The organism is Streptomyces sp. NPDC031365 (assembly GCF_055569765.1).
In genome coordinates this window covers 171267-195961 of sequence record NZ_JBVIIM010000001.1, presented here as the reverse complement: position 1 = coordinate 195961, position 24695 = coordinate 171267, and the positions used below count along the sequence as shown (strand labels likewise).

Sequence of the window (24695 nt, the reverse complement as noted above, 5' to 3'; positions counted from 1 at the left end):
ATCTTTCATACCGTGACCAATGACGTGAAGGAAATTTTCGCGGGCGGTTCGGGGGGCAGCGCGCCCGCCCCGCCCGCGCCCGCCGCCCTGACGGCCAAGGTGCGCACACTGGCTCCGACGATGACCCGTTCCATGCAGCGGGTCGCCGAGGCCGTCGCCGACGACCCGGCCGGCTGCGCGGCCCTCACGGTCACCGGACTCGCCGAACTCACCGGCACCAGCGAGGCCACCGTCGTCCGCACCGCCCGCCTGCTCGGCTACCCCGGCTACCGCGACCTGCGCCTGGCGCTGGCCGGCCTCGCCGCCCAGCAGCAGTCCGGGCGCGCGCCCGCCATCACCACGGACATCGCGGTGGACGATCCCATAGCCAACGTCGTGGCCAAGCTCGCCTACGACGAGCAGCAGACCCTCGCCGACACGGCGGCCGGACTGGACACCGTGCAGCTCGCCGCCGCCGTGACCGCCCTGGCCGGCGCCCGCCGCACCGATGTGTACGGTGTCGGCGCCTCGGGTCTGGTCGCCCAGGACCTCACGCAGAAGCTGCTCCGCATAGGCCTGCTGGCGCACGCCCACAGCGACCCGCACCTCGCCATCACCAACGCGGTGCAGTTGCGTTCCGGGGACGTGGCGATCGCCATCACCCACTCCGGTTCGACCGCGGACGTCATCGAACCCCTCCGGGTGGCCTTCGAGCACGGGGCGACGACGGTGGCGGTCACCGGCCGCCCGGACAGCCCCGTCACGCAGTACGCCGACTCCGTCCTGACCACGTCCACGGCCCGCGAGAGCGAGCTGCGCCCGGCCGCGATGTCCTCCCGGACGGGGCAGCTGCTGGTGGTGGACTGTCTGTTCGTGGGGGTCGCCCAGCGGACGTACGAGGCGGCGGCGCCGGCGCTGGCCGCCTCCTATGAGGCGTTGGCGCATCGGCACCGGGTGCTCCGCAAGGGGCCGTAAAAGTGTGCTGTCGTGGTCATCCGCGGGCGGTCCGTGGCGTGTCGCGCGGGTCCCCGCGCCCCTGAGTGTGCTTCCCGACCCCGGACCGGAAAGACCCGCCATGACCCCCACCTCCCACAACCACGATCTGCGAGCCCAGCTGGAGACGCTCACCACCGAGGCGTACCGGCCGGAACTCGCGGACATCGACCGGTTGCCGACGCTCGAGATCGCGCGGCTGATGAACGGCGAGGACGCCGCGGTGGCCGGTGCCGTGGCCGAGCAGCTGCCGTCGATCGCCGCCGCGATCGACGCCGTCGCCGAGCGGATGGCCCGCGGCGGGCGGCTGGTCTACGCGGGCGCGGGCACCGCCGGACGGCTCGGCGTACTGGACGCCTCCGAGTGCCCGCCGACGTTCAACACCGATCCGGCGCAGGTCGTCGGCCTGATCGCGGGCGGCCCGGACGCCGTGGTCACCTCGGTGGAGGGCGCCGAGGACTCCCGGGAGCTGGCCGAGTCCGATCTCGCCGCGCTGAAGCTGACCGCCGACGACTCGGTGGTCGGTGTCTCCGCCTCCGGCCGCACCCCCTACGCGATCGGTGCCGTCGCGTACGCCCGCGCATGCGGCGCCCTCACCGTGGGCCTGGCCTGCAACCGGGGCAGCGCGCTGGCGGCGGCGGCCGAGCACGGCATCGAGGTCGTCGTGGGCCCGGAGTTCCTCACCGGCTCCACCCGCCTCAAGGCCGGCACCGCCCAGAAGCTCGTCCTGAACATGCTGTCGACGATCACGATGATCCGGCTGGGCAAGACGTACGGGAACCTGATGGTCGACGTCCGCGCCTCGAACGAGAAACTGCGCGCCCGCTCCCGCCGTATCGTCGCCCAGGTGACGGGAGCGGACGACGACGCCTGCGAGCGTGCCCTGGCCGCCACGGACGGCGAGGTGAAGAACGCGATCCTGGTCCTGCTGGCCGGCGTGGACGCCCCCACGGCCGCCCGCCTCCTCACGGAGTCCGCCGGCCACCTGCGCGCGGCGCTGGCAGCGGCGGCGGACTGACCCGGCGGCGCGCTGGGATACTGGACCCGTCCCCCGTCCCCCGTCCCCACCCCGTCGCTCCACACCGGCCCCGTCACCCCATTCCGGAGTGTTCCCCATGAACCACGCGCAGCTCACCACCCTGGGCCGGGCCCTGCGGGTCCTCGGTGAGCACGGCGAGGCGCTGTCCGCCGACACCGCGGACGCCCGGCTGCACGAAGTGAGGAACGATCTGCGGCGGGCCCTGGACCTGCTGGAGGAGAGCGTCACCACGGCCGTGCCCAGCACGCGCTGCGCCGAGCACCCCACAGGACCGGTCGACAAGAGCGCCCCCGATCTGTGTCTGCTCTGCGAGACCCGGCGCCGTACCGCCCGCCGCGCCGAGTTCAACGGCCCCGCCCCGCAGGTTCCGCCCACCGAGCCCGCGCAGTCCCGGTACGGGGTGAGCGGTGACCGGCCGCAGCCCCAGCAGCGCTGGCTGCCGGAGCTGTGGAACGGTCAGGCGTGGCAGCTGTGCGGGACCCCGCGCCGGGACCGGCGCGAGGCCGAGCTGTTCATCGCGGCGCAGCGGCGCGGGCCCCGGCCCGCCATGGCGTACCGCCTCGTGCACGAGTTCACCGACTACGAGGTGCTGCGCGTGTGGGGGACGCCGGTCAGGGTCGACATCGAGCCGATGGGCAACCTCTGAGACGGACCCGGCCCCGCGTCGGCCCGTGAGGCCGGACGGCCGGTGCCGGCAGTCTCCGACCTGCCCGTGGGGACCACCGTCGCGCCCGTGGGGACCACCGTCGTTCTCCTCTCCCCCATGGACACCGCCCCCGGCACCGGGGAAGCCGGGGACCGCGCCGACTGACCCCGCGAACGCCCGAGGGCGGCACCCCCTGCCGGAACAGGGGGTGCCGCCCTCGGTCACGCTACGGACGGATCCGATCCTCGAAGGGATCAGAAGTCCATGTCACCGCCCGGCATGCCGCCGCCGGCCGGGGCCGCGTTCTTCTCCGGCTTGTCGGCGATGACGGCCTCGGTGGTGAGGAACAGCGCGGCGATGGAGGCGGCGTTCTGCAGGGCAGAGCGGGTCACCTTCGCCGGGTCGATGATGCCTTCGGCGATCATGTCGACGTACTCGCCGGTCGCGGCGTTCAGACCGTGGCCGACCTGGAGGTTGCGGACCTTCTCCACGACGACGCCGCCCTCGAGACCACCGTTGACGGCGATCTGCTTCAGCGGCGCCTCCAGGGCGAGCTTCACGGCGTTGGCGCCGGTCGCCTCGTCACCCTCGAGCTCCAGCTTCTCGAAGACCTGGGAGGCCTGCAGCAGGGCCACGCCACCACCGGCGACGATGCCCTCCTCGACGGCCGCCTTGGCGTTGCGCACGGCGTCCTCGATGCGGTGCTTGCGCTCCTTGAGCTCCACCTCGGTGGCGGCACCGGCCTTGATGACCGCGACACCGCCGGCGAGCTTCGCCAGGCGCTCCTGGAGCTTCTCGCGGTCGTAGTCCGAGTCGCTGTTCTCGATCTCGGCACGGATCTGGTTCACGCGGCCCTGGACCTGGTCGGCCGAGCCGGCACCGTCGACGATGGTGGTCTCGTCCTTGGTGATGACGACCTTGCGGGCCTTGCCCAGCAGGTCGATCGTGGCGTTCTCCAGCTTCAGGCCGACCTCCTCGGAGATGACCTCGCCGCCCGTGAGGATGGCGATGTCGCCGAGCATGGCCTTGCGGCGGTCACCGAAGCCCGGGGCCTTGACGGCGACGGACTTGAAGGTGCCACGGATCTTGTTGACCACCAGGGTCGACAGGGCCTCGCCCTCGACGTCCTCGGCGATGATCAGCAGCGGCTTGCCGCCCTGCATGACCTTCTCGAGGAGCGGGAGCAGGTCCTTGACGTTGGAGATCTTGGAGTTCGCGATCAGGATGTACGGGTCGTCGAGGACGGCCTCCATACGCTCCATGTCGGTGGCGAAGTACGCCGAGATGTAGCCCTTGTCGAAGCGCATACCCTCGGTGAGCTCCAGCTCCAGACCGAAGGTCTGGGACTCCTCGACGGTGATGACGCCTTCCTTGCCGACCTTGTCCATGGCCTCGGCGATGAGCTCGCCGATCTGGGTGTCGGCGGCGGAGATGGAGGCCGTGGAGGCGATCTGCTCCTTGGTCTCGACATCCTTCGCCTGCTCGAGCAGGGCGCCGGAGACGGCCTCGACGGCCTTCTCGATGCCGCGCTTGAGGGCCATCGGGTTGGCGCCGGCGGCTACGTTGCGCAGGCCCTCCTTGACCAGGGCCTGGGCGAGAACGGTCGCGGTGGTCGTACCGTCACCGGCGACGTCGTCCGTCTTCTTGGCGACTTCCTTGACCAGCTCGGCGCCGATCTTCTCGTACGGGTCCTCGAGCTCGATCTCCTTGGCGATGGACACACCATCGTTGGTGATCGTGGGGGCACCCCACTTCTTCTCGAGGACGACGTTGCGGCCCTTGGGGCCGAGCGTCACCTTGACGGCGTCCGCGAGCTGGTTCATGCCGCGCTCGAGGCCTCGCCGCGCCTCCTCGTCGAACGCGATGATCTTGGCCATGTGAAGTGGTCCCTCCAGGACTGGGGGTGATTCCTTCGGACCGCGCCCGCGCCCGCGACGGACGGCTCGCCAACCCTGTGGTTCCTTGCCCCACATGGCCCGCGGGCCTCACCGACCCGGTCCTTCGTTGTCACTCTCACCTTCAGAGTGCTAACGCCAATGATTAGCACTCGACCCCCCCGAGTGCAAGGCGCGCCCGCGAAGCGGGCCCGTTGAGGGGTGGTGGTCGGGTGACGGGTGGGCGCAGGCGCCCGGGGGAGTCACGGGGCGCCCAGCCGGGCGCGACCATGGGCGCGCGCCCCCACCACGGGCCTTCCGGGCACGGCGAAGGACCCGCACCCCGAGAGGTGCGGGCCCTTCGTCAGCAGAAAGATGCTTGTGGTTGGTAGCGTGTTCAGGCGCTGAGACGAACCATGTCGGCCTGCGGGCCCTTCTGACCCTGCGAGATCTCGAACTCGACCCGCTGGCCTTCTTCGAGGGTGCGGTAGCCGTCCATCTGAATCGCGCTGTAGTGGACGAAAACATCCGCACCACCGTCGACCGCGATGAAGCCGTACCCCTTCTCCGCGTTGAACCACTTGACGGTGCCCTGAGCCATGCCTAACTCCCCTATTACTGGCCCTTGCACAGATCCGCACTTCGCGGACCCGGGTCAGACCTCACCCCCCAACGGTTGGGGGCGTGCGCCGGAACGCGTCGACCGCGGCTGAATGTATCTGTCCAACTGCCGTCTGCAACAGGTCAATCGGACGAGAAATCCGGACGACACGGGTCCGGAATGTGGCGAGAATTCACCTGAATTCAGGGCAAGCCGGGCCGGACAAAGGTCACAGAAGCCGCGAAACGTGCCCACACTTTGGCTACATCCAGTCGGATGTACGGCAGGAATTCAAGGTCTTCGATCAGTGGATCGGGAGCGCGTTCCCCAACTCTACCGCGCTCAATCCCATGGAATTGCCCCCTCCGCATCTCTCACGGAGGGGGCGAAGTCCTCAACGCTCGGTAACCGTCATTACCGATGGTAATGATCAGCCGCCGGCGACCGCCGGAATGATCGACACGCCGGCCCCCTCCGGGGTGGCCGTCTCCAGCCCCTGTTCGAACCGCACGTCGTCATCGTTCACGTACACATTGACGAACCGCCGCAGCTTGCCCTGATCGTCCAGAACCCGGGCGGCGATTCCGGTGTGGTTCTTCTCCAGGTCCGAGATGACCTCGGCGAGGGTGGCCCCCTCGGCACTCACTTCGGCCTGCCCACCGGTGTAGGTACGCAGGATGGTAGGGATACGAACAGTCACGCTCACGACAAAACCTCCGGAAGGAACAGCACCCTGGGGGCGCGAAGCTGTATGGACATGCGGCTACCCTCGCGGGGCGTGACCCGCCGCAACGGACCTGCGGACGAACGGCTCAGACGAGCCCGGCTTCGCGGAACGACTCCAGGCTGGGACGAACGGTCGCCGTGAGCCCCGTCCCCGCCACCGCGTCCAGCGTCTTCAGACCATCACCCGTGTTGAGCACGACGGTGGTCAGCGACGGGTCGAGGGCACCGCTCTCCAGAAGCTTCTTCGCGACCCCCACCGTCACACCCCCCGCGGTCTCCGCGAAGATCCCCTCCGTCCGCGCGAGCAACTTGATCGCGTCGACGATCTGCTCGTCGTTCACGTCCTCCACCGCACCGCCCGTGCGACGCGCGATGTCCAGCACGTACGGCCCGTCCGCCGGGTTCCCGATCGCCAGCGACTTGGCGATCGTGTCCGGCTTCTGCGGGCGTACGACGTCGTGCCCGGCCTTGTAGGCCGTGGACACCGGCGAACAGCCCTCCGCCTGCGCACCGAAGATCCTGTACGGCTTGTCCTCGACGAGCCCCAGCCTGATCAGCTCCTGCAGCCCCTTGTCGATCTTCGTGAGCTGCGAGCCGGAGGCGATCGGGATGACGAGCTGGTCCGGGAGCTGCCAGCCGAGCTGCTCGCAGATCTCGTACGCCAGGGTCTTGGACCCCTCCGCGTAGTAGGGCCTCAGGTTGACGTTGACGAAGCCCCAGCCCTCGCCGGCCGGGTCGCCGATCAGCTCGGAGCAGAAGCGGTTCACGTCGTCGTAGTTGCCCTCGATGCCGACGAGTTCGCCACCGTAGACGGCGGCCATGACGACCTTGCCCTGCTCCAGGTCGTGCGGGATGAACACGCAGGAGCGGAAACCCGCCCGGGCGGCGGCGGCACCGACCGCGCCGGCGAGGTTGCCGGTGGAGGAGCAGGACAGGGTGGTGAAGCCGAAGGCGCGGGCGGCCTCGATGGCCTGGGCGACGACGCGGTCCTTGAAGGAGTGCGTGGGGTTGCCGGAGTCGTCCTTGATGAACAGCTTGCCGGCGTCGACGCCGAGCTCACGCGCGAGGTTGTCGGCCTGGACGAGCTTGGTCCAGCCGGGGTTCAGGTTCGGCTTGCCGGCCACGTCCGCCGGGACGGGCAGCAGGGGCGCGTAGCGCCAGATGTTCGCGGGTCCCGCTTCGATCCGCTTGCGCAGCTCCTCGGCGTCGTAGGCCGAGAAGTCGTAGGCGATCTCCAGCGGGCCGAAACACTCCTCGCAGGCGAAGACCGGGCCGAGGGGCACACGGTGGCCGCATTCGCGGCAGGAGAGCGCGGCGGCGGGGCCCAGATCGACGGCGTTCGCGGCGGCGGATTCGGTGGTGCTTGCAACAGTCTGCACAGCCATGTGAGGCGAGGCCCTTTCTCCTCATCTTCCTCACGGCGCATCTCGCCGTGAGACGGATTTGGCACCTTCACTAGCCGGGAGCCTCGCCACGTCCGCGTGACAGGAACCGACTGGAGGGTTGCCGGGGCTTCATCGGGCCGTATCCCTCTGCCCCTCTGGATGAGCGGTGTTCAGTTGTCGGCGCGGCGACCCCGGCGTGCGAGGGTCATCGGCGTTGTTCAAGACTGTAACCGAGGCCTGGAAGGTCGAGACAGTCCGTCCGAACCGCGAGATGGATCACAGGCCAGTGAGGAGCCGGGGACCGTGCTGGAAGAAGTCGAGCGCTGGCTGACCGACCGCTCCTGGTCCGTGGCCGACCGCCCGCTCCACCGGATCCTGGCGGCGAAACGCGCCACGGGGCAGACGGTGAGCGTGGTGCTGCCCGCGCTGAACGAGGAGGCGACGGTCGGCGAGATCGTGTCGGTCGTCCGCCACGATCTGGTGCACCGTGTCCCGCTGGTCGACGAGGTCGTGGTGGTCGACTCGGGTTCGACCGACCGCACGGCCGAGGCGGCGGCGGCAGCGGGCGCGACGGTGGTGCACCGGGACGCGATCCTGCCCCGCATACCGGCGGTGCCCGGCAAGGGCGAGGTTCTGTGGCGGTCGCTGCTGGTCACCCGGGGCGACATCGTGTGCTTCGTCGACGCGGACCTCAGGGAGTTCTCCTCCGACTTCGTCTCCGGCATCGTCGGCCCGCTGCTCACCGAGCCGGACGTGCAGCTGGTCAAGGCCATGTACGACCGTCCCCTCGGCCCGGCGGCCGGTCAGGGCGGCCGGGTCACGGAGCTGATGGCCCGCCCGCTGCTGAACATGCACTGGCCGCAGCTGGCCGGCTTCGTGCAGCCGCTGGGCGGCGAGTACGCGGCCCGCCGGAGCCTGCTCGAGCGGCTCCCGTTCCCGGTCGGGTACGGCGTCGAGCTCGGCATGCTGGTCGACGCCCTGCACCTGGTGGGTCTGGACGCCCTGGCCCAGGTCGACGTCGGGGTGCGCAAGCACCGGCACCAGGACGGCCAGGCCCTCGGCCGGATGGCCGCCGCGATCTACCGCACCGCCCAGCTGCGGCTGGCCCGCGGCCATCTCATCCGGCCGTCGCTGACCCAGTTCGAGCGCACGGGCGACGCCTTCGAACCCCGCACCTACTCCGTCGACACGGAGGAACGGCAACCGATGACGGACATCGCGGAATACCAGGCACGCAGGGTGGCCTGACCCGGGACGCGTGACCGAATCGGCGCCGAGGTGGCGCGGGGGCACGTTTGAGGTTCCGGGGGCCGGGCTAGGTTGAGGCGTATGGCTTCAAGCTTCGGTGCTGCTCAGGTGCTGGTCGCCTCCAATCGGGGACCGGTCTCGTACGAGGTTGCGGATGACGGGTCGCTGCGGGCCAAACGGGGCGGTGGGGGGCTGGTGTCCGGGCTGTCGGCGATCGGGCCGGAGGCGGGCGCGCTGTGGGTGTGCTCGGCGCTGTCCGACGGCGACCGCGAGGCCGTACGGCGCGGGGCCGGCGAGGACGGCGTGCGGATGCTGGACATCCCGGCGGACGTCCACGCGGACGCGTACAACGGGATCGCCAACTCGGTGCTGTGGTTCGTGCACCACATGCTGTACCAGACCCCCGTGGAGCCGGTCTTCGACGCCGGGTTCCGCCGCCAGTGGGCGTCGTACGAGAGCTACAACCGCACGTTCGCCGGGGCGCTGGCCGAGGAGGCGGCGCGGGGCGCGGCGGTACTGGTCCAGGACTACCACCTGACCCTCGTCCCCGGAATGCTCCGGGAACTCCGCCCCGACCTGCGCATCAGCCACTTCTCGCACACGCCGTGGGCGCCGCCGGAGTACTTCGCGATGCTGCCCGACGACATCGCGCGGCAGGTGCTGCGCGGGATGCTCGGCGCCGACCGGCTCGGCTTCCTCACCCACCGCTGGGCGGACGCGTTCACCGCGTGCTGCGAGCGCTTCACGGACGGCCTCGGGGACACGCGGATCGGCGTGCACGGGCTGGGGGCCGACGCGGACTTCCTGCGCGCCCGCGCCCATGAGGCGGACGTCGGGGAGCGGATGGCCGCGCTGCGGGAGGAGATCGGCGCGGCGCCCGACGGCGGTGCGCGCCGGACGATCGTCCGGGTCGACCGCACCGAGCTGTCGAAGAACATCGTGCGGGGCCTGCTGGCGTACCGGCAGCTCCTGGACGACCGTCCCGAGTGGCGCGAACGCGTGGTGCACGTCGCCTTCGCCTACCCCTCCCGGCAGGATCTCGCCGTCTACCGCGACTACACCGCCGAGGTGCGGCGGGTCGCGGAGGAGATCAACGAGCAGTACGGCACACCCGGCTGGCAGCCGGTCGTCCTCCACGTCAAGGACGACTTCGCACGCTCGCTCGCCGCCTACCGGCTGGCGGACGTGGCCCTGGTCAACCCCATCCGCGACGGCATGAACCTGGTCGCCAAGGAGGTCCCGGTCGTCTCCGACGCGGGCTGCGCGCTGGTGCTGTCGCGGGAGGCGGGCGCCCACGAGGAGCTGGGCGAGGACGCGATCACGGTCAACCCGTACGACGTCGTCGAGACGGCCCACGCCCTGCACGAGGCGCTGACGATGAACCGGGCCGACCGCACCGACCGCACCAAGCGCCTGGCGGCATCGGCCACCGCGCTCCCTCCGGCGCGCTGGTTCCTGAACCAGCTGGACGCGCTGCGGACCGGGCAGGCACCCGACCGACCGGAATGACCGGCCGCACGGGCCCGGCGGCGAACACCACAGAGACGCACCGACCCGGCGGCGAACACCACAGAGACGCACCGACCCGGCGGCGAACACCACGGAGTCCCACCGGCCGGGCAGCGAACACCACGGACAGGCGAGCCCGTGGGTAACCACACGCCCAACCGACCACCCACCCGGCGCAACACCCCCCGCACCCCGCCGACCGGGAGCCGGCCGCACGGCCCCGGCGGCACAGACCCGGCGGCACAGACCCACGGACAGACAGGCTTCGCGGGCGACCACACGCCCAGCCGGTCGCAGGCGCGGCGGGACAGCCGGGCACCCGGCCGACCGGTATGGCCGGTCGGGCAGGCGTGGGCCGGGCCAACCGTGGATAGGTTGGGCGGTATGGCCAGCCATACGGATTCCACGGACCCGAATGCCACGCCGACGCCCGCCACGCAGGCCGGACGGGAAGGGCTGGAGGCGCTTCTCACCCACCCGGACAAGGCGCTGATCGGGCTCGACTTCGACGGGACGCTCGCGCCGATCGTGGCCGACCCCGAGCAGGCCCGCGCGCACCCCGACGCGGTGCCCGCACTCGCCGAGCTCGCCCCGAAGGTGGCCGCGGTCGCGGTCGTCACGGGCCGGCCGGCGGGTGTCGCGGTCCGCAACGGCGGCTTCGCCGGCGTCCCCGGTCTGGAGCACCTGGTCGTTCTCGGCCACTACGGGGCCGAGCGCTGGGACGCCGTCACCGGTACCGTCACCGCGCCCGCGCCGCATCCCGGTGTCGCCGCGGCCCGCGAGGAGCTGCCCGGGCTGCTCGACCGGGCCGGCGCGTGGCAGGGCACGTGGATCGAGGAGAAGGGCGGCCGGGCGGTGGCCGTCCACACCCGCAGGGCCGCCGATCCCGAGGCCGCCTTCGAGGCCCTGCGCGAGCCGCTCAGCGACCTCGCCACCCGGCACGGCCTCGTCGTCGAGCCCGGCCGCATGGTCCTGGAGCTGCGCCCGCCCGGCATGGACAAAGGGGTGGCCCTGATGGAGTACGCCCGTGAGATCGGCGCAGGTTCGGTCCTCTACGCCGGCGACGACCTCGGCGACCTGGCCGCCTACACGGCCGTCGACAAACTCCGCTCCGCCGGCACCCCCGGCCTCCTCGTCTGCAGCGGCAGCAACGAGGTCACGGAGCTGCGGGAGCGCGCCGATGTGGTGACGGACGGCCCGGCCGGCGTCGTACGGCTGCTGCGGGCGCTGGCGGACAGCATGCCCTGACCCCGCCTCCGCTCAGCGTTCCGCGCGGCGCGACTCCCGCACCCGGCGCAGGCGGTTGACCGTCACCGGGTCGTGGGCGAGGGCCCGGGGGTCGTCCAGGAGGGCGTTGAGGAGCTGGTAGTAGCGGACCGGGGCCAGCCCCAGCTCCTCGCGGATCGCGCGCTCCTTCACGCCGGGGCCGGTGAAACCCCGGCGCTCCAGCGCGAGGACGTCCCGCTCGCGCCGGGCCAGCCCGCCGCCGGTCTCGTGTTGCTCGTCCCCCTGGTCCATGCGCCGCAGGCTACTCCGCGCTCTGTGCGCGCGTGGCCGTGGCCTGGAGGACGCCGAGGACGCCGGCGGGGCTGCCGCCCGGGGCGACCGCCTTGCCGATCTCCTTCTTGACCGCCGCGTTGACCGCCGCCCAGGACATGTTCCCGACCGGGTAGAGCTCCGAGGTCGGCAGCTGGTCGAGGAACGGCTTGAGGTCCTTGTCCTGTTCGGAGGCGGCCATCGCGCGGGACGCGGATCCCGTGACCGGCAGCAGGTTGTACTCGCGGGAGAAGTCGAGGACGTTCTTCTCGCTGTAGACGAAGTCGAGGAACTCGCCGACCTGGTCGCGGTGGCCGGGCTCCTTGAAGGCCATCATCCAGTCGGCGACACCGAGCGTGGAGTCGCTCGTCCCGTCGGCACCCGGCGTCGGCACCATGCCGTACGTCACGCCCTCCTTCCCGGCCATCTCCATCAGCGAGGGATGCCCGTTGAGCATGCCGACGTCCCCGGCGGCGAACGCCTCGAACGCCTTGGCACGGTCGAGCTTGCCCGGCGCGACGGGACCGGTGAGCCCCTTGCCGACCAGCTCGTCGCGCAGCCAGCCGAAGGTCGCGACGTTCTCCGTGGAGTCGATTCCGTACGTGCCCGCGAGGTCGGTGTAGCCGCCGTCGCCGCTGAGCAGCCACTGCATGGTCTCGGCCTGCGCCTCCTCCGGGCCCAGCGGCAGCGCGTACGGGTACTTCACGCCCCGTGCCTTGAGCGTCTCGGCGTTCCCGGCGAGTTCGTCCCAGGTCGTCGGCGGGGTGAGGCCGGCCTCGGTGAACAGGTCCTTGTTGTAGAACAGCACGCGCGTGGACGCGGCGAACGGCATGCCGTACTGCACGCTGCCCACCTCCCCCGCGGCGGAGAGCTGCGAGAGGAAGTCCGCCTGGACGGGGATGGACAGCAGGTCGCCGGCCTTGTAGAGCTTGCCCTCGGCCGCGTAGTCGGCGTACGCGCCGATCTGCGCGATGTCCGGCGGGTCGCCGGCGTCGACCATCTCCCTGACCTCACGGTCGACGTCGTTCCAGGAGTACACGCTGACGTCGATCTTCACACCGGGGTGGGCGGACTCGTACCGCTCGACCAGTTCGGACCAGTACTTCTCGGAGCTGTCGGCCGCGCCGGTGCCGTAGTCGGCGGCGACCAGGCGCAGGGTCACGTCGGACGATCCGCCGCCGGCCCCGCATCCGCCGAGGACTCCCGTCAGTCCCAGTGCGGACACCACCGCGATCGTCCGTGTCCTGACCCGCCGCTGCACGTGCCTCGCTCCTGCCCGGCGCCTCACGCGCCATCCGAAATTTTTCGATAGTCGGAATAAGGTCTACACCACGTGAGTGGACTAGACCTCTCATGGGTCCGGGGGCCACACTGTTCCACGTGAAACACGTCATCGCCCTCGATGTGGGCGGCACCGGGATGAAAGCCGCCCTGGTCGGGGCGGACGGCGCGCTGCTGCACCAGGCCCGCCGGCCCACCGGCCGCGAACGCGGACCGGACGCGGTCGTCGCGGACATCCTCGGCTTCGCGGCGGAACTACGCGCCCACGGCGTCGACCGGCACGGCGAGGCCGCGTCCGCCGCCGGTGTCGCCGTCCCCGGCATCGTCGCCGAGGCGAAGGGCGTCGCCGTCTACGCGGCCAATCTCGGCTGGCGCGACGTCCCGCTGCGCGCGCTGCTCACCGAGCGACTCGGCGTCCCCGTCGCTCTCGGCCACGACGTGCGCACCGGCGGCCTCGCCGAGGGCCGCATCGGAGCGGGACAGGGTGCCGACCGCTTCCTGTTCGTGCCGCTGGGCACCGGTATCGCGGGCGCCATCGGCATCGACGGCCGGGTGGAGGCGGGCGCGCACGGCTTCGCGGGCGAGATCGGCCACATCGTCGTACGGCCCGGAGGCGCTCCCTGTCCGTGCGGACAGCGCGGCTGTCTGGAGCGGTACGCGTCCGCCTCCGCGGTGAGCGAGGCGTGGGCGGCCGCCTGCGGCGACCCGGGCGCGGACGCGGCGGACTGCGCGAAGGCCGTCGAGTCCGGGGACGTACGGGCCCGTCAGGTGTGGCAGGAGGCGGTGGACGCGCTCGCCGACGGGCTGGTCACCGCGCTCACCCTGCTGGACCCCCGGGCGCTGATCATCGGTGGCGGGCTCGCCGGGGCGGGGGAAACCTTGTTCGCACCTCTGCGGGAGGCCGTCCGGCGGCGGGTCACCTTCCAGAAGCTCCCGGCCCTCGTCCCCGCAGCCCTCGGGGACACCGCCGGATGCCTGGGCGCGGGACTCCTCGCCTGGGACCTGATCAACGACACCACTGACCCCTCGTACCCTTCGGAGGTAACCACCTGATGGCCCCCACCAAGGTTCTCGCCGGTGCCCGGGTGGTACTGCCCACCGGGACCGTGGACGACGGCCGCGTGATCGTCGAGGGCACGCGGATCGCGGACACCGCGCCCGGCACCGCCGGGACGACCGACCTGAGCGGCCACTGGCTGGTCCCCGGCTTCGTCGACCTCCACAACCACGGCGGCGGCGGGGCGTCCTTCGCCGGCGGCACCGCCGAGGACGTCCTCAAGGGCGTCCACACCCACCGTGTGCACGGCACCACCACGGTGGTCGCCTCCGCCGTCACCGGCGACCTGCACTTCCTCGCCCGGCACGCCGGGATGCTGGCGGAACTGGCCCAGCAGGGCGACATCGCCGGCATCCACTTCGAGGGGCCGTTCATCTCCCCCTGCCGCAAGGGCGCACACGACGAGCAGTTGCTGCGCGACCCCGACCCGGCCGAGGTGCGCAAGCTGATCGACGCCGCGCACGGGCACGCGAGGATGATGACGCTGGCCACCGAGCTGCCGGGCGGCCTGGACTCCGTACGGCTGCTCGCCGAGCACGGCGTGATCGCGGCCGTCGGGCACACGGACGCCACGTACGAGCAGACGCTCCGGGCCATCGACGCGGGAGCGACCGTCGCCACCCACCTCTTCAACGCGATGCCGCCGCTCGGCCACCGCGCACCGGGCCCCATCACCGCCCTCCTCGAGGACGAACGGGTCACCGTCGAGCTGATCAACGACGGTACGCATCTGCATCCGGCCGCGCTCCAGCTCGCCTTCCACCACGCGGGCCGGGAACGGGTCGCCTTCATCACCGACGCGATGGACGCGGCCGGCTTCGGTGACGGCCACTACATGCTGGGCACGTTGGAGGTCGAGGTCGCGGACGGTGTGGCCCGGCTGGTGGAGGGCGGCTCGATCGCCGGATCCACGCTCACCCTGGACCGTGCCTTCAAACGGGCGGTGACGGTGGACGGGCTGCCCGTCGGGGACGTCGTCGCGGCGATCTCCGCCAATCCGGCGCGGCTCCTCGGCCTGGACGACCGGATCGGCTCCCTGGAGCCCGGAAAGGACGCCGACCTGGTGGTTCTGGACGCCGGATTCGATCTGGTGGGCGTGATGCGCCGGGGAGAATGGGTGGTCGATCCCCAACTGGGCTGATCCGTCCCGCGGTCACAGCGGACGGTGGCCGGTCCTGGGGTGGGCCGACCGCCGTCCGTTTGGCATGATCGTGCCCCCGGAACAGACAAACACGCAGGCACACAGGGGGAGGTCGGTCCGGTGATTCTCACGGTCACGCTGAACACCGCTCTCGACATCACCTATCGCATACCGTCCTTGCGGCCAGGCTCCTCCCACCGGGTGTCCGAGGTGACGGAACGCCCCGGAGGCAAGGGCGTCAACGTGGCGCGGGTCCTCGCGGCCCTCGGCCATGAGGTGACGGTCACCGGCTTCTCGGGCGGCACGACGGGACGCGTCCTGCGCGACCGGCTGGCCGAGGTCCCGAAGCTGACAGACGCGCTGGTCCCGGTCTCCGGCACGACCCGGCGCACCATCGCCGTCGTCGACACACGCTCCGGCGACACCACCCAGCTCAACGAGCCCGGCCCGGCCGTCAGCCACGCCGAGTGGTCCGCGTTCCAGGAGGTGTACGAGGATCTGCTGGCCTCCGCCTCGGCGGTGGCCCTGTGCGGCAGCCTCCCTCCGGGCGTCCCGGTGGGCGCGTACGCGAGCCTGATCCGCACCGCCCGCGCGGCCGGGGTGCCGGCCCTCCTCGACACCAACGGCGCGGCGCTGCGCCGCGGGGTGGCGGGCCGCCCCGACATCCTCAAGCCCAACGCCGACGAACTCGCCGAACTCACCGGCTCCCACGAGCCGCTGCGCGCCACCCAGGACGCCCGCCGCCGGGGCGCCACCACGGTGGTCGCTTCCCTGGGCCCGCAGGGCCTGCTCGCGGTCACCCCGGATGCCCGCTGGCGCGCCACCCCACCCACCGGCCTCCACGGCAACCCGACCGGCGCCGGCGACTCGGCGGTCGCGGGACTGCTGTCCGCGTGGGTCGAACACCTGCCCTGGCCGGAAGGCCTGTCCCGAGCGGTCGCGTTGTCAGCGGCAACAGTCCTCTCCCCGGTGGCCGGCGAATTCGACCGTACGGCCTATGAGGAACTACTCACCGGCACCACGGTGACCAGGGAAACGAACGCGGCCTAGGCGTCCGGCTCCTCTTCCAGCCAGAACTGGTCGAGGATGGCGTTGCACTGGTTGCCCTCGTTGCAGGCGAGCTCGATGGTGTTCGTGCCGTCGGTCAGGTTCACGTTGGCCCAGGTGGTCTGCCAGCCCTTTTCCCAGTCGCCCTTGGGTGTTCCGCCGAAGTTCTTCATGTTCAAGGGACGGGTCGCGGGCTTGCCGTTGACCACTACGGTCGCGTTGGCGTCCTCACCCGGGATGCCGTAGCCCACATAGAAGCGGTAGGTGCCTTTCTTGATGCCGTCGACGGTCCAGGTGACCTTCGCGCCCACCTTGTTGAAGCCCGTCACATAGACGCCACCGTCGGCCTTCGCGCCCTTGATGTCGGAGGCCGTGGCCGCTTCCCCGTCCAAGCGGAGCGCCTTCGCGTCGATGGTCGGGAGTTCGGTCTTCTCCTCGTCCGCCCCGTCCTTGCTCGCCGACGCGCTCGGCTCCCCCTGGCCCTGGGTCTGGGTCGGGCCGGCGCCCGCCTGGTCGCCGCCCTTCTCGTCGTCGTCGCCGCCGATCATGGCGATGCCAATGCCGATGACGACCGCGGCGACGACCGCGATCGCGCCGATGAGGAGGCCCTTGGTGTTGGGACCGCGGCCCCGGCCACCGCCTCCGCCGTGCGACGGCTGGTGCGACGAGGTCGTGGTGGCGCCGCCGGGCAGTGTCTCCGGGGCGGCATAGTTGGCGCTCGGCTGGGCGTAGGCGCCCTGCTGCGGCGGTGCCTGGGGAGCGGGGCCCTGCTGGCCGTACTGCCGGCTTCCCACCGGCCGCACCCGGTTGACCGAGTTCGGGTAGCCGTAGCCGCCGGACGGCGGCTGTGCCCCGTTGGCCTGCCCGTCGGCGTAGAGGTAGCCGAACGGGTCGTCGTCCTCGGGCGTGCTCGCGCCGTTGCTGCCGGGCGTCATCCCTTGGTGCTCCTAGCTGCGGATCGGGTGTGGTACGTGTGCGGAGAAGGCGAGCCTACCCGGTCCCCCTGAGCCGAATGGGTGACCCGGATCGCATCAACTCGCTGACCTGCGCATCATCCCGCACGTCGGTGCTGTTTGGGACGAGATCGTTTCTCGACGTACATCCGCTCGTCGGCTGACTTCAGCACTTCGTCCGCGGTCATCCCGCAATGTGCCCAGCCGATACCGAAGCTGGCACCGACCCGTACGGCCCGGCCCTCGGCCCGGATGGGCTGGATGATCTCGTTGCGCAGCCGTACGGCCAGGTCCTGGGCGTCGGCCCGGCCGAGCCCGTCGGCGAGGATCACGAACTCGTCGCCACCGAGCCGGGCGACGGTGTCGCCGTCCCGTACGCCGTTGCCGAGCCGGCGGGCGACCTCGATGAGTACCGCGTCACCCGCGTTGTGCCCGAACCGGTCGTTGATCGACTTGAAACCGTCGAGGTCGCAGAAGAGCACCGCGAGCCCCTTGGCGCCGTCGTCGAACTCCGCGGCCGGCGCGATCGTGTGCACATGACGGTCGAACCCGGCGTACCTCTCGGCGTCCGGCGGGAAGTCGAAGTCGTGCCCCCGGTCGAAGGCCGGCGGGCCGTAGGCGGCGTCGTGGGAGTCGAAGGACTCGAAGGGGTCCATGGACTCGACGTCGGCGGGCAGCGCGCTCTGCGGCTGCTGCCGGCACAGCCGGGAGGAGAGGCGCGCCCGCAGTTCGGCGGAGTTCGGCAGCCCGGTCAGGGAGTCGTGGGAGGCGCGGTGGGCGAGCTGGAGCTCGCGGCGCTTGCGCTCCTCGATGTCCTCGACGTGGGTGAGCAGGAAGCGCGGGCCGTCGGCGGCGTCGGCGACGACGGAGTTGCGCAGCGAGACCCAGACGAAGGTGTTGTCGCGGCGGCCCAGGCGCAGCTCGGCGCGGCCGCCCTCCGCGGAGGTGCGCAGCAGGGTGCCTATGTCCTCGGGGTGGACGAGATCGGAGAAGGAGTAGCGGCGCATCGCGGAGGCGGGCCGGCCGAGCAGCCGGCACAGGGCGTCGTTGGTGCGCAGGATCCGGCCGTGCTGGTCGCCGCCCATCTCGGCGATCGCCATGCCGGAGGGCGCGTACTCGAAGGCCTGCCGGAAGCTCTCCTCGCTGGCGCGCAGTGCCTGCTGCTCGCGTTCCAGGCGGACCAGGGCGCGCTGCATGTTGGCGCGCAGACGCGCGTTGCTGATCGCGATGGCGGCCTGGAAGGCGTACATCTGCAGGGCCTCGCGGCCCCAGGCGCCGGGCCGTCGGCCGTTGCGCGGGCGGTCCACGGAGAGCACGCCGACCAGTTCCCCGGAGGTGCCGCCGCCCTGCGGGCCGGGCGCGTACATCGGGGCGAAGAGCCGGTCGGAGGGGTGCCACTCGTCCTCGAAGCGGGGCGCGGGCCCGTCGGTGTACCACTGCGGGACGTCGTCGTCATCGAGGACCCAGCCCTCGGTGTGCGGTATGAAGACCAGGTCGCCCCAGCGTTCACCCATGGCCAGGCGGCGGTCCCAGGAGTCGCGGGACCCGGCCCGGCCGGTGATGAGGGCCTCGGCGGCGGAGTTCCCGGCCAGTGCGGCGACCACGAGATCGCCGTCGGGGCGTACGAGGTTGACGGCCGCCAGCTCGTACCCGAGGGCGCCCACGACGCCGTCCGCGACCGTCTGCAACGTGTCCGCCAGGCTGCGTGCCGTGTTCATGTCGGCCATGGCCTGGTGGAGTTGCCGCAGCGACGCAAGACGAACGTAGGGTTCCGACTCGGTCTCCATCCTCGCCCTCCCCCCGAGACCTCGGAGCGAATCAAGGGTTCTCTTCGGCGTATCGTCGTACCAGCTTCCCCGCCACTGAATCACAGCGCGCTGCTCACTCGGTACACAGGGTCAACAATTCCCACCCCTTGTGACTCAAGTCACAGCCAAAGGTGAACAACTGCGTGGTCTTTCCGTAGTTGCCCCGCGCTTTTCCCGAACGCGTTCTTTGCGGCGGTTGCGCGGGGCCTGTGCCCGGATCGGACGTTGGTCCTAGGTCCCGGCTCGGGCCACGGCCCGATGCGGCGCGCCCGGAGCGGAGATTAGCGTTCCCGTGTGCTGAACACTCCCGCCGCCCCGGCCACGATCACCGCTCCGTCCGCCGCCCGGCATGCTGAGGGGGTGAGCAACGACGAGTTCCGCGCCGCCCTGTCCCGCCTGGCCGCCGGCGTGGTCCTGGTGACCGCACAGGAGCCGCCGCTGGACCCGGACGACCCCGGGGCGCCGGCCGGCGAGGAGGTCGGCATGACCGCGACCGCGTTCCTGTCGGTCTCCCTGGACCCGCCGCTGGTGCTGGTCAGCCTGCGCAACGGCTCCCGCATGGACGACCTGCTCGACGAACAGCCGCTGTGGGCGGTGTCCGTGCTCTCCGAGAGCCAGCGGCACATCGCGGGCCGCTTCGCGATGAAGGGCCGGGTCAGCGACCGCCTGCTGTTCGCGGACATTCCGTACCGTCGCGGCGAGTACAGCGGCGCCCCGCTCGTGGGCGGTGCGCTGGCGACCCTGGAGTGCCGCACGGAACAGCGGGTGCCGGCGGGGGACCACACCCTGGTGATCGGACACGTCCTGACCGCGCGCGTGCCGAGTGCGGAAGCCGGTCCGCTGACGTATTTCCGGGGCCGTTACCGGCAGTTGGGCTGAACGCCTGGTCCGCGCGGCCGAAATCCCTTTGAACGGGACGGAATGTGCGCCCCTCGAGTGCCCGGGTGACGACGACTACGGCAGTCCGTCCCGACGGGATCACCCCGAAGAACCTCAAGGCCGCCCTCACCCTACGGGTCCGCCCCGATCAGGAGCAGGGCGAGACGCGCCCCGAAGGAGCGCGGGGAACCGCGCGACCGGCCACAACGGACCCGCGGGAACCACACGACGGACACCCCCGGAACTCCCGGTCACCCACCTCCGCAACTGCCGCCAGGGCGGCGCCCCCGGGGGCCGGGATCACCCCCAGGGCGCGAACCACGCCCTGGGGAGACACAACCTCACCCCCAGTCCCGCGCGGAGCGCCCCCGCTTCGTCTCGGACCGCTGCTTCTTCTCCCGCAACCGCCGTTCGTTGATGCCGCGCGGAATGCGGGTCGGCCTGCGCGGCTTGGGCGGAGGCGCGGTCGCCTCCGCGAGCAGCGCGGCCAGCCGTACGGCAGCGGTCTCACGGTTGCGCCACTGCGAGCGGTGCTCCGAAGCGCGAACAGTGATCACCCCACCCGTCAGCCGCCCCTCCAGCCGCTCCAGCGCCCGCTGCTTCCACACCTCGGGCAGCGCCTCGGTACCGGCGAGATCGAAGCGCAGTTCGACCTGGGAGTCACTGGTGTTCACATGCTGCCCACCCGGTCCGGACGACCGCGAGAAACGCCACATGAGCTCCGCCTCGGGCAGGGAGACGGAGCCGCGGATGACATACGGACCGGACATGCCGTACAGGTTCCCGCGTCCGACAGGGTCACGTCACCCGAATATCGGTTCCGGTCCCGGGCGGATGCCGCACGGATCCCGACAGAACCGGGTAAAGAAAGTAAAGCGAGCTGGAACCTCGCGTACCCCTCTCCGCGTTCAAGGTGGTAGCTGTAGCTTCTAGCCGTACGTAAACGAGGGAAGGGACTCCCAACAATGGCTGTAAGCCTGTCCAAGGGTGGCAACGTCTCGCTCACCAAGGAGGCTCCGGGCCTGACCGCCGTCACCGTGGGCCTCGGCTGGGACGTCCGCACCACCACCGGCACGGACTTCGACCTCGACGCCTCGGCGATCGCGGTCAACACGCAGGGCAGGGTCTACTCGGACGGCCACTTCGTGTTCTTCAACAACAAGCAGACCCCGGACAACACCATCGTCCACACCGGTGACAACCGCACGGGCGAGGGCGCGGGCGACGACGAGGCGATCAACGTCAACCTGGCCGCGCTCCCGGCCGACATCGACAAGATCGTCTTCCCGGTGTCGATCTACGACGCCGAGAACCGCTCGCAGAACTTCGGCCAGGTGCGCAACGCCTACATCCGCATCCTCAACCAGGCCGGCGGCGCCGAGATCGCCCGCTACGACCTGTCGGAGGACGCGGCCACCGAGACCGCCATGGTCTTCGGCGAGCTGTACCGCAACGGCGCGGAGTGGAAGTTCCGCGCGGTCGGCCAGGGCTACGCCTCGGGTCTCGTGGGCATCGCCCAGGACTTCGGCGTCAGCGTCTGACGGACGCCGCCTCCATGCCGGAGCCCCGGCCCGGCTCCCAGCCGGGCCGGGGCTCCGGCATGCGGTGGAGCGGTCCGGGCCCTTCCGGCCCTCACCGGATCCTCCCCTCGGCCGGTGCGCCCCTCCCCCACACGGCGGAGACGGACCGGCACCGCGCATGACGACCGGCCGCCGGGCCCGCGAGCAGCATGGACACCATGACCACGGCGACCGTTCCGTTCCCCGCACCACGTCCCGCTCCGGCCTGGGCCCGTCGCACCGCCCACGCCATCGCGCTCTGCGCGCTCCCGTCCGGCCTGTGGCGCATCGCCATGGCATCCGGCGTCCACGTGGGCTACACCGACCAGGTGCTGCGCGACGTCTTCGCCATCCCGGGCTGGGGCATCGCCTACGTCGTCGGCCTGTCCGTCCTCACCGAACTGGCCGCCCTCTTTCCTCTGCTGCTCGTCAGCGACCGGTGGCGGCCCCTGCGGCCCCGGGCCCTCACCGCACTGTCCTGGACCGCCTCGGGCGCGCTGATCGTGGTGGCCCTGTGGCAGCTCGTGGTCGCCTTCACCGTCGAGAGCCGGACCTTCATGGCCGACGGCACCGCACAGACCGTCTGGGCCGCCGCCTTCGCCCCGCTGTTCGCCGTCCCGGCCCTGATGACCGCGGTGACCTGGTCCTACGCGAGGCGGCACCGGGCGGCACGGTCGCAGGCGTGACTCACGGCCGCGCCGGCCGCCCCTCCCCGTACAGCCACTGTTCCCAGATCCCCCCGAAGTCCTTGTCCGGCGCCGTCTCCTCCACGTACGCCGTGAACTCGCCGGTGTCCGCGATGCCATGACGGTGCTCCTCCGCCCAGCCCCGCAGAAGGGCGGCGAAGGCGTCGTCACCGACCGTCTGCCGGACCTTGTGCAGGACCATCGCACCGCGCCAGTACACGGGAGTGGCCGAGATGCGCGCCGCGTCCGGCGGCTCGGCCGGCGGGAAGGCCCAGAGCGCCTGATTGGTCTCCGCGTCCGGGAAGTACCCACCGGCGTACAGCGCGTCGAAGGTCTGCTGCGCGGTGCCACCGCCGTGATCCTCCTGCCAGAGCCACAGCGCGTACGTCGCGAAACCCTCGTTGAGCCACATGTCCCGCCAGGTCCGCGGGGTGACGGAGTTCCCGTACCACTGGTGGGCGATCTCGTGGACCAGCAACCCGATGTCGGGGGCGCCGGGGAACACGGGGCGGTTCTGCGTCTCCAGGGCGTATCCGGCGTCCTCGGGACGGTCGACGATCGCGCCCGTGGAGGAGAACGGGTACGGCCCGAAGGTCCGCTCCGCCCAGGCCACGACCTCCGGAATCCGTGCGAGGATCGCGCGGCTCGCCTCCGCCTGTTCCGGGTCGACGGCCGTGTACACGGGCAGACCGCCGTCGGTCTCGGCGCGGTCGGTCTCGTACCTGCCGATGGCGAGGGTGGCGAGATAGCTCGCCATCGGCTCGGTGGTGCGCCACCGGTACGTCGTACGGCCCTCCTTCGTCTCCTCGCCGTCCGGCTCCCCGTTGGACACCGCCCGCAGCCCTTTCGGCACGGTCACCGCGAGGCTGTACGTCGCCTTGTCGGACGGGTGGTGGTTGCCCGGGAACCACGTCATCGACCCCACCGGCTGCCCCAGCGCCAGCGCCCCGTCGGCGGTACGCAGCCAGCCCTCCTCGGAGCCGTCCGGGTCGGTGACGGTCTCCGGAGTGCCGGAATAGCGGACGGCGACACGGAAGCGCGCCTCCCGGTCGAGCTTCTCGCGCGGCCGGACGGTCAGCTCCTGACCGTCGCGGCTCCACCGGGCGCTCGCACCGCCGACGGTGACGGCCTCGACGTCGAGACCCTCGAGGTCGAGGTTGAGCGCGGTGAGGTCCCGCGTCGCGCGGGCGGTGATCGTCGCGGTCCCGGTGAGGTGGCGGGCGCGGGGGTCGTAGGAGAGGCCGAGGGCGTAGTGGACGACGTCATAGCCGCCGTTGCCGGACTGCGGGAAGTACGGGTCGCCGGCACCGGACCCGCCGGACCCGTCGGAACCGGCCCCCGAACCACTTCCGCACGCCGCCAGCGACACCGTGAGCAGGACGGCGACGACGGCGCGAGAGCCGGAGCGGGGGCGGTAGGAGCGCACTCCGGGATCCTATGAGGACGCCATGAGCGCTCCCCGGGATCCCACGAGGGCCGGTGCGCCGCGCCGTGACACCATCACCCACGTGCTCGACATCGGCTACGCCCTCTCCAACCGCTTCCCCGACCCCCCGCAGACCGACTACCGCCGCGCGGACGTCCACGCCCTGCGCCACGACCTGTTCTGCGGCGACGTCTACCTCGCCGACACCAGGACGGACCGTGAACTGTCCACAGCCTGGGGATGGGTGCCGGTGCTCGACTTCGCCTGGGCACTGTGCGACATCGTGGAGCACGTCGACCGGGACCCGGCCGGCTCCCGCGCCTCCCGGCCCCAGCACGCGGAACTGGACTTCACCGAGTCCACCGACCGCCTGCTCTTCGAGCGCCGCTTCGGCTGGGTGGACATCGAGGCGGAATGGCTGCCCGCCGCCGAGCCCCCCTTGACCTTCTCCCACGCCGAACTCCGCCGCGAGGCCCGCGACTTCCTCCACGATCTCCTCGCCGACCTGACCGACCTCCACGACGACCTCGCCGAAAACCCGGCCGTCTGGACCCTCCAGGCCCGCTTCCCCCGCCTGACGTAGCCCGGCGGCTCAGCCCTCCACCCTGATCCCCAGCTCCCCCGCCAGCACCGGCGCCAGATCCAGCAGCTGGGCCGTGCTGATCACCGCCCCCGACAGCCGGTCCACCCCCCTCGCGATCTCCAGCGAAGCGGCTCCCCTCAGATCCACGTCCTTCAGCGTGGCACCCGAGAGGTCCGCGCCCTTCAGCGCGCAGTCCACGAACTCCACGCGCTCCAGCCGCGCCCCGCCGAAGTCCGGCTCCACCAGGACACAGCCCTCGAAGACCACGTCCTTGAGCCGAGACCCGCGCAGGTTCAGAAAATCGATCTTGCCGCCGCGGATCAGGACCCGCTCCAGCCCCGCCCCGTGGAGCTGCGTCCCCCCGAGCCGCGCCTCGGTCAGCTCGACGTCGCGCAGGGTCGCCTCGGCGAGGTCCGTGCCCACCCCCCGGACACCGGCGAGCACCGAGTCCAGTACCCGCGCACGGGACAGTCGCGTCTCGTCCAGCGCGCACCCCGTCAGCACACAGTCCATGAAGCGCGCCCCGCCACCGTCCTGCCCGGCGAAGTCCGCCTCCCGGAACTCCAGCCCGTCGTAGTCCCCGTCCGGCTCCAGCTCACCCCCCGCGTACCGCTCCAGCGCCGGCAGCCGCAGCTCGGGGCGCCGCGCCGCCTTCACCACCGGACCACCGACCGCTCTCCTCGCCATGACCCCATGCTGCACCCCACCACTGACAATCCCCCCGACCTGCGAAAACCCA

25 protein-coding genes and 1 riboswitch are annotated in these 24695 nt (G+C 71.4%); of the genes, 14 read left to right on the top strand and 11 right to left on the bottom strand.

Annotation, left to right across the window (positions count from 1 at the left end):
• Positions 1-12: 12 nt before the first annotated feature.
• The 4 genes from ACZ5C2_RS00915 to ACZ5C2_RS00900 all read left to right on the top strand — a co-directional run bounded on the left by ACZ5C2_RS00915 (position 13) and on the right by ACZ5C2_RS00900 (position 2822).
• Positions 13-954 carry a MurR/RpiR family transcriptional regulator gene (locus ACZ5C2_RS00915; RefSeq protein ID WP_468785122.1) on the top strand — a complete coding sequence of 314 codons (942 nt, stop codon included), beginning with the start codon at positions 13-15 and terminating at the stop codon, positions 952-954.
• A 100-nt stretch (positions 955-1054) separates the two neighbouring features.
• Positions 1055-1990: an N-acetylmuramic acid 6-phosphate etherase gene (murQ, locus tag ACZ5C2_RS00910; protein WP_468785120.1), complete on the top strand. Its 936-nt coding sequence runs from the start codon at positions 1055-1057 to the stop codon at positions 1988-1990.
• 97 nt (positions 1991-2087) lie between these two features.
• On the top strand, positions 2088-2657 hold the full coding sequence (locus tag ACZ5C2_RS00905) for a hypothetical protein (RefSeq protein ID WP_468785118.1): 570 nt from the start codon (positions 2088-2090) through the stop codon (positions 2655-2657).
• A 42-nt stretch (positions 2658-2699) separates the two neighbouring features.
• Positions 2700-2822: a hypothetical protein gene (locus ACZ5C2_RS00900; protein ID WP_468785116.1), complete on the top strand. Its 123-nt coding sequence runs from the start codon at positions 2700-2702 to the stop codon at positions 2820-2822.
• Positions 2823-2911: 89 nt separating this feature from the next.
• Here ACZ5C2_RS00900 and groL read toward each other — a convergent pair whose 3' ends face one another.
• The 4 genes from groL to thrC all read right to left on the bottom strand — a co-directional run bounded on the left by groL (position 2912) and on the right by thrC (position 7243).
• The gene (gene groL / locus ACZ5C2_RS00895; protein WP_468785114.1) at positions 2912-4534 is read right to left on the bottom strand and encodes a chaperonin GroEL; all 1623 of its coding nucleotides are present in this window, start codon (positions 4532-4534) and stop codon (positions 2912-2914) included.
• A gap of 394 nt (positions 4535-4928) precedes the next feature.
• On the bottom strand, positions 4929-5132 hold the full coding sequence (locus ACZ5C2_RS00890; RefSeq protein ID WP_004929928.1) for a cold-shock protein: 204 nt from the start codon (positions 5130-5132) through the stop codon (positions 4929-4931).
• A 430-nt stretch (positions 5133-5562) separates the two neighbouring features.
• On the bottom strand, positions 5563-5838 hold the full coding sequence (locus ACZ5C2_RS00885; RefSeq protein ID WP_468785112.1) for a MoaD/ThiS family protein: 276 nt from the start codon (positions 5836-5838) through the stop codon (positions 5563-5565).
• Between the two features lie 106 nt (positions 5839-5944).
• A complete protein-coding gene (thrC, locus tag ACZ5C2_RS00880; protein ID WP_468785110.1) occupies positions 5945-7243 on the bottom strand; it encodes a threonine synthase in 1299 nt (432 codons plus the stop codon).
• Between the two features lie 18 nt (positions 7244-7261).
• A riboswitch (SAM riboswitch) is annotated at positions 7262-7409 on the bottom strand.
• Between the two features lie 137 nt (positions 7410-7546).
• Here thrC and ACZ5C2_RS00875 point away from each other — a divergent pair.
• The 3 genes from ACZ5C2_RS00875 (at position 7547) to otsB (ending at position 11248) form a co-directional block, all read left to right on the top strand.
• Positions 7547-8491, top strand: coding sequence for a glucosyl-3-phosphoglycerate synthase (locus ACZ5C2_RS00875; RefSeq protein ID WP_468785108.1), 945 nt, complete (start codon positions 7547-7549; stop codon positions 8489-8491).
• A gap of 81 nt (positions 8492-8572) precedes the next feature.
• A complete protein-coding gene (locus ACZ5C2_RS00870; protein ID WP_468785106.1) occupies positions 8573-10000 on the top strand; it encodes an alpha,alpha-trehalose-phosphate synthase (UDP-forming) in 1428 nt (475 codons plus the stop codon).
• A 384-nt stretch (positions 10001-10384) separates the two neighbouring features.
• Entirely contained in the window at positions 10385-11248 is an 864-nt protein-coding gene (gene otsB / locus ACZ5C2_RS00865; RefSeq protein ID WP_468785104.1) for a trehalose-phosphatase, read from the top strand.
• Between the two features lie 12 nt (positions 11249-11260).
• On the opposite strand, the gene ACZ5C2_RS00860 is transcribed toward otsB, so the two are convergent.
• Both ACZ5C2_RS00860 and ACZ5C2_RS00855 read right to left on the bottom strand, forming a co-directional pair.
• Positions 11261-11518, bottom strand: a complete 258-nt coding sequence (locus tag ACZ5C2_RS00860; RefSeq protein WP_468785102.1) for a DUF3263 domain-containing protein — start codon at positions 11516-11518, stop codon at positions 11261-11263.
• 10 nt (positions 11519-11528) lie between these two features.
• Positions 11529-12797 carry an extracellular solute-binding protein gene (locus tag ACZ5C2_RS00855; RefSeq protein ID WP_468785100.1) on the bottom strand — a complete coding sequence of 423 codons (1269 nt, stop codon included), beginning with the start codon at positions 12795-12797 and terminating at the stop codon, positions 11529-11531.
• 92 nt (positions 12798-12889) lie between these two features.
• Between ACZ5C2_RS00855 and ACZ5C2_RS00850 the strand changes: the two genes are divergently transcribed.
• The 3 genes from ACZ5C2_RS00850 to ACZ5C2_RS00840 all read left to right on the top strand — a co-directional run bounded on the left by ACZ5C2_RS00850 (position 12890) and on the right by ACZ5C2_RS00840 (position 16065).
• Positions 12890-13870 carry an ROK family protein gene (locus ACZ5C2_RS00850; protein ID WP_468785098.1) on the top strand — a complete coding sequence of 327 codons (981 nt, stop codon included), beginning with the start codon at positions 12890-12892 and terminating at the stop codon, positions 13868-13870.
• Entirely contained in the window at positions 13870-15015 is a 1146-nt protein-coding gene (nagA, locus tag ACZ5C2_RS00845) for an N-acetylglucosamine-6-phosphate deacetylase (RefSeq protein ID WP_468785096.1), read from the top strand. The genes ACZ5C2_RS00850 and nagA overlap by 1 nt, the downstream gene beginning before the upstream one ends.
• A gap of 120 nt (positions 15016-15135) precedes the next feature.
• Entirely contained in the window at positions 15136-16065 is a 930-nt protein-coding gene (locus ACZ5C2_RS00840; protein WP_468785094.1) for a 1-phosphofructokinase family hexose kinase, read from the top strand.
• Here ACZ5C2_RS00840 and ACZ5C2_RS00835 read toward each other — a convergent pair.
• A complete protein-coding gene (locus ACZ5C2_RS00835) occupies positions 16062-16997 on the bottom strand; it encodes a carbohydrate-binding protein (protein WP_468785092.1) in 936 nt (311 codons plus the stop codon). The genes ACZ5C2_RS00840 and ACZ5C2_RS00835 overlap by 4 nt on opposite strands.
• 116 nt (positions 16998-17113) lie before the next feature.
• On the bottom strand, positions 17114-18802 hold the full coding sequence (cdgB, locus tag ACZ5C2_RS00830; protein WP_468785090.1) for a diguanylate cyclase CdgB: 1689 nt from the start codon (positions 18800-18802) through the stop codon (positions 17114-17116).
• A 315-nt stretch (positions 18803-19117) separates the two neighbouring features.
• On the opposite strand from cdgB, the gene ACZ5C2_RS00825 reads away from it, so the two are divergent.
• Positions 19118-19702, top strand: coding sequence for a flavin reductase family protein (locus tag ACZ5C2_RS00825; RefSeq protein ID WP_468785088.1), 585 nt, complete (start codon positions 19118-19120; stop codon positions 19700-19702).
• Positions 19703-20043: 341 nt separating this feature from the next.
• Here ACZ5C2_RS00825 and arfB read toward each other — a convergent pair whose 3' ends face one another.
• A complete protein-coding gene (arfB, locus tag ACZ5C2_RS00820) occupies positions 20044-20481 on the bottom strand; it encodes an alternative ribosome rescue aminoacyl-tRNA hydrolase ArfB (protein WP_468785750.1) in 438 nt (145 codons plus the stop codon).
• Between the two features lie 186 nt (positions 20482-20667).
• Between arfB and ACZ5C2_RS00815 the strand changes: the two genes are divergently transcribed.
• Positions 20668-21243, top strand: coding sequence for a TerD family protein (locus tag ACZ5C2_RS00815; protein ID WP_468785086.1), 576 nt, complete (start codon positions 20668-20670; stop codon positions 21241-21243).
• Positions 21244-21431: 188 nt separating this feature from the next.
• Complete coding sequence (locus ACZ5C2_RS00810; protein ID WP_468785084.1) at positions 21432-21947, top strand: hypothetical protein; 516 nt, start codon at positions 21432-21434, stop codon at positions 21945-21947.
• 1 nt (position 21948) lies between these two features.
• On the opposite strand, the gene ACZ5C2_RS00805 is transcribed toward ACZ5C2_RS00810, so the two are convergent.
• Positions 21949-23373, bottom strand: coding sequence for a M1 family metallopeptidase (locus ACZ5C2_RS00805; protein WP_468785082.1), 1425 nt, complete (start codon positions 23371-23373; stop codon positions 21949-21951).
• 82 nt (positions 23374-23455) lie between these two features.
• On the opposite strand from ACZ5C2_RS00805, the gene ACZ5C2_RS00800 reads away from it, so the two are divergent.
• Complete coding sequence (locus ACZ5C2_RS00800; RefSeq protein WP_468785748.1) at positions 23456-23956, top strand: hypothetical protein; 501 nt, start codon at positions 23456-23458, stop codon at positions 23954-23956.
• Positions 23957-23965: 9 nt separating this feature from the next.
• On the opposite strand, the gene ACZ5C2_RS00795 is transcribed toward ACZ5C2_RS00800, so the two are convergent.
• Positions 23966-24643, bottom strand: coding sequence for a pentapeptide repeat-containing protein (locus tag ACZ5C2_RS00795; RefSeq protein ID WP_468785080.1), 678 nt, complete (start codon positions 24641-24643; stop codon positions 23966-23968).
• Positions 24644-24695: the final 52 nt, after the last annotated feature.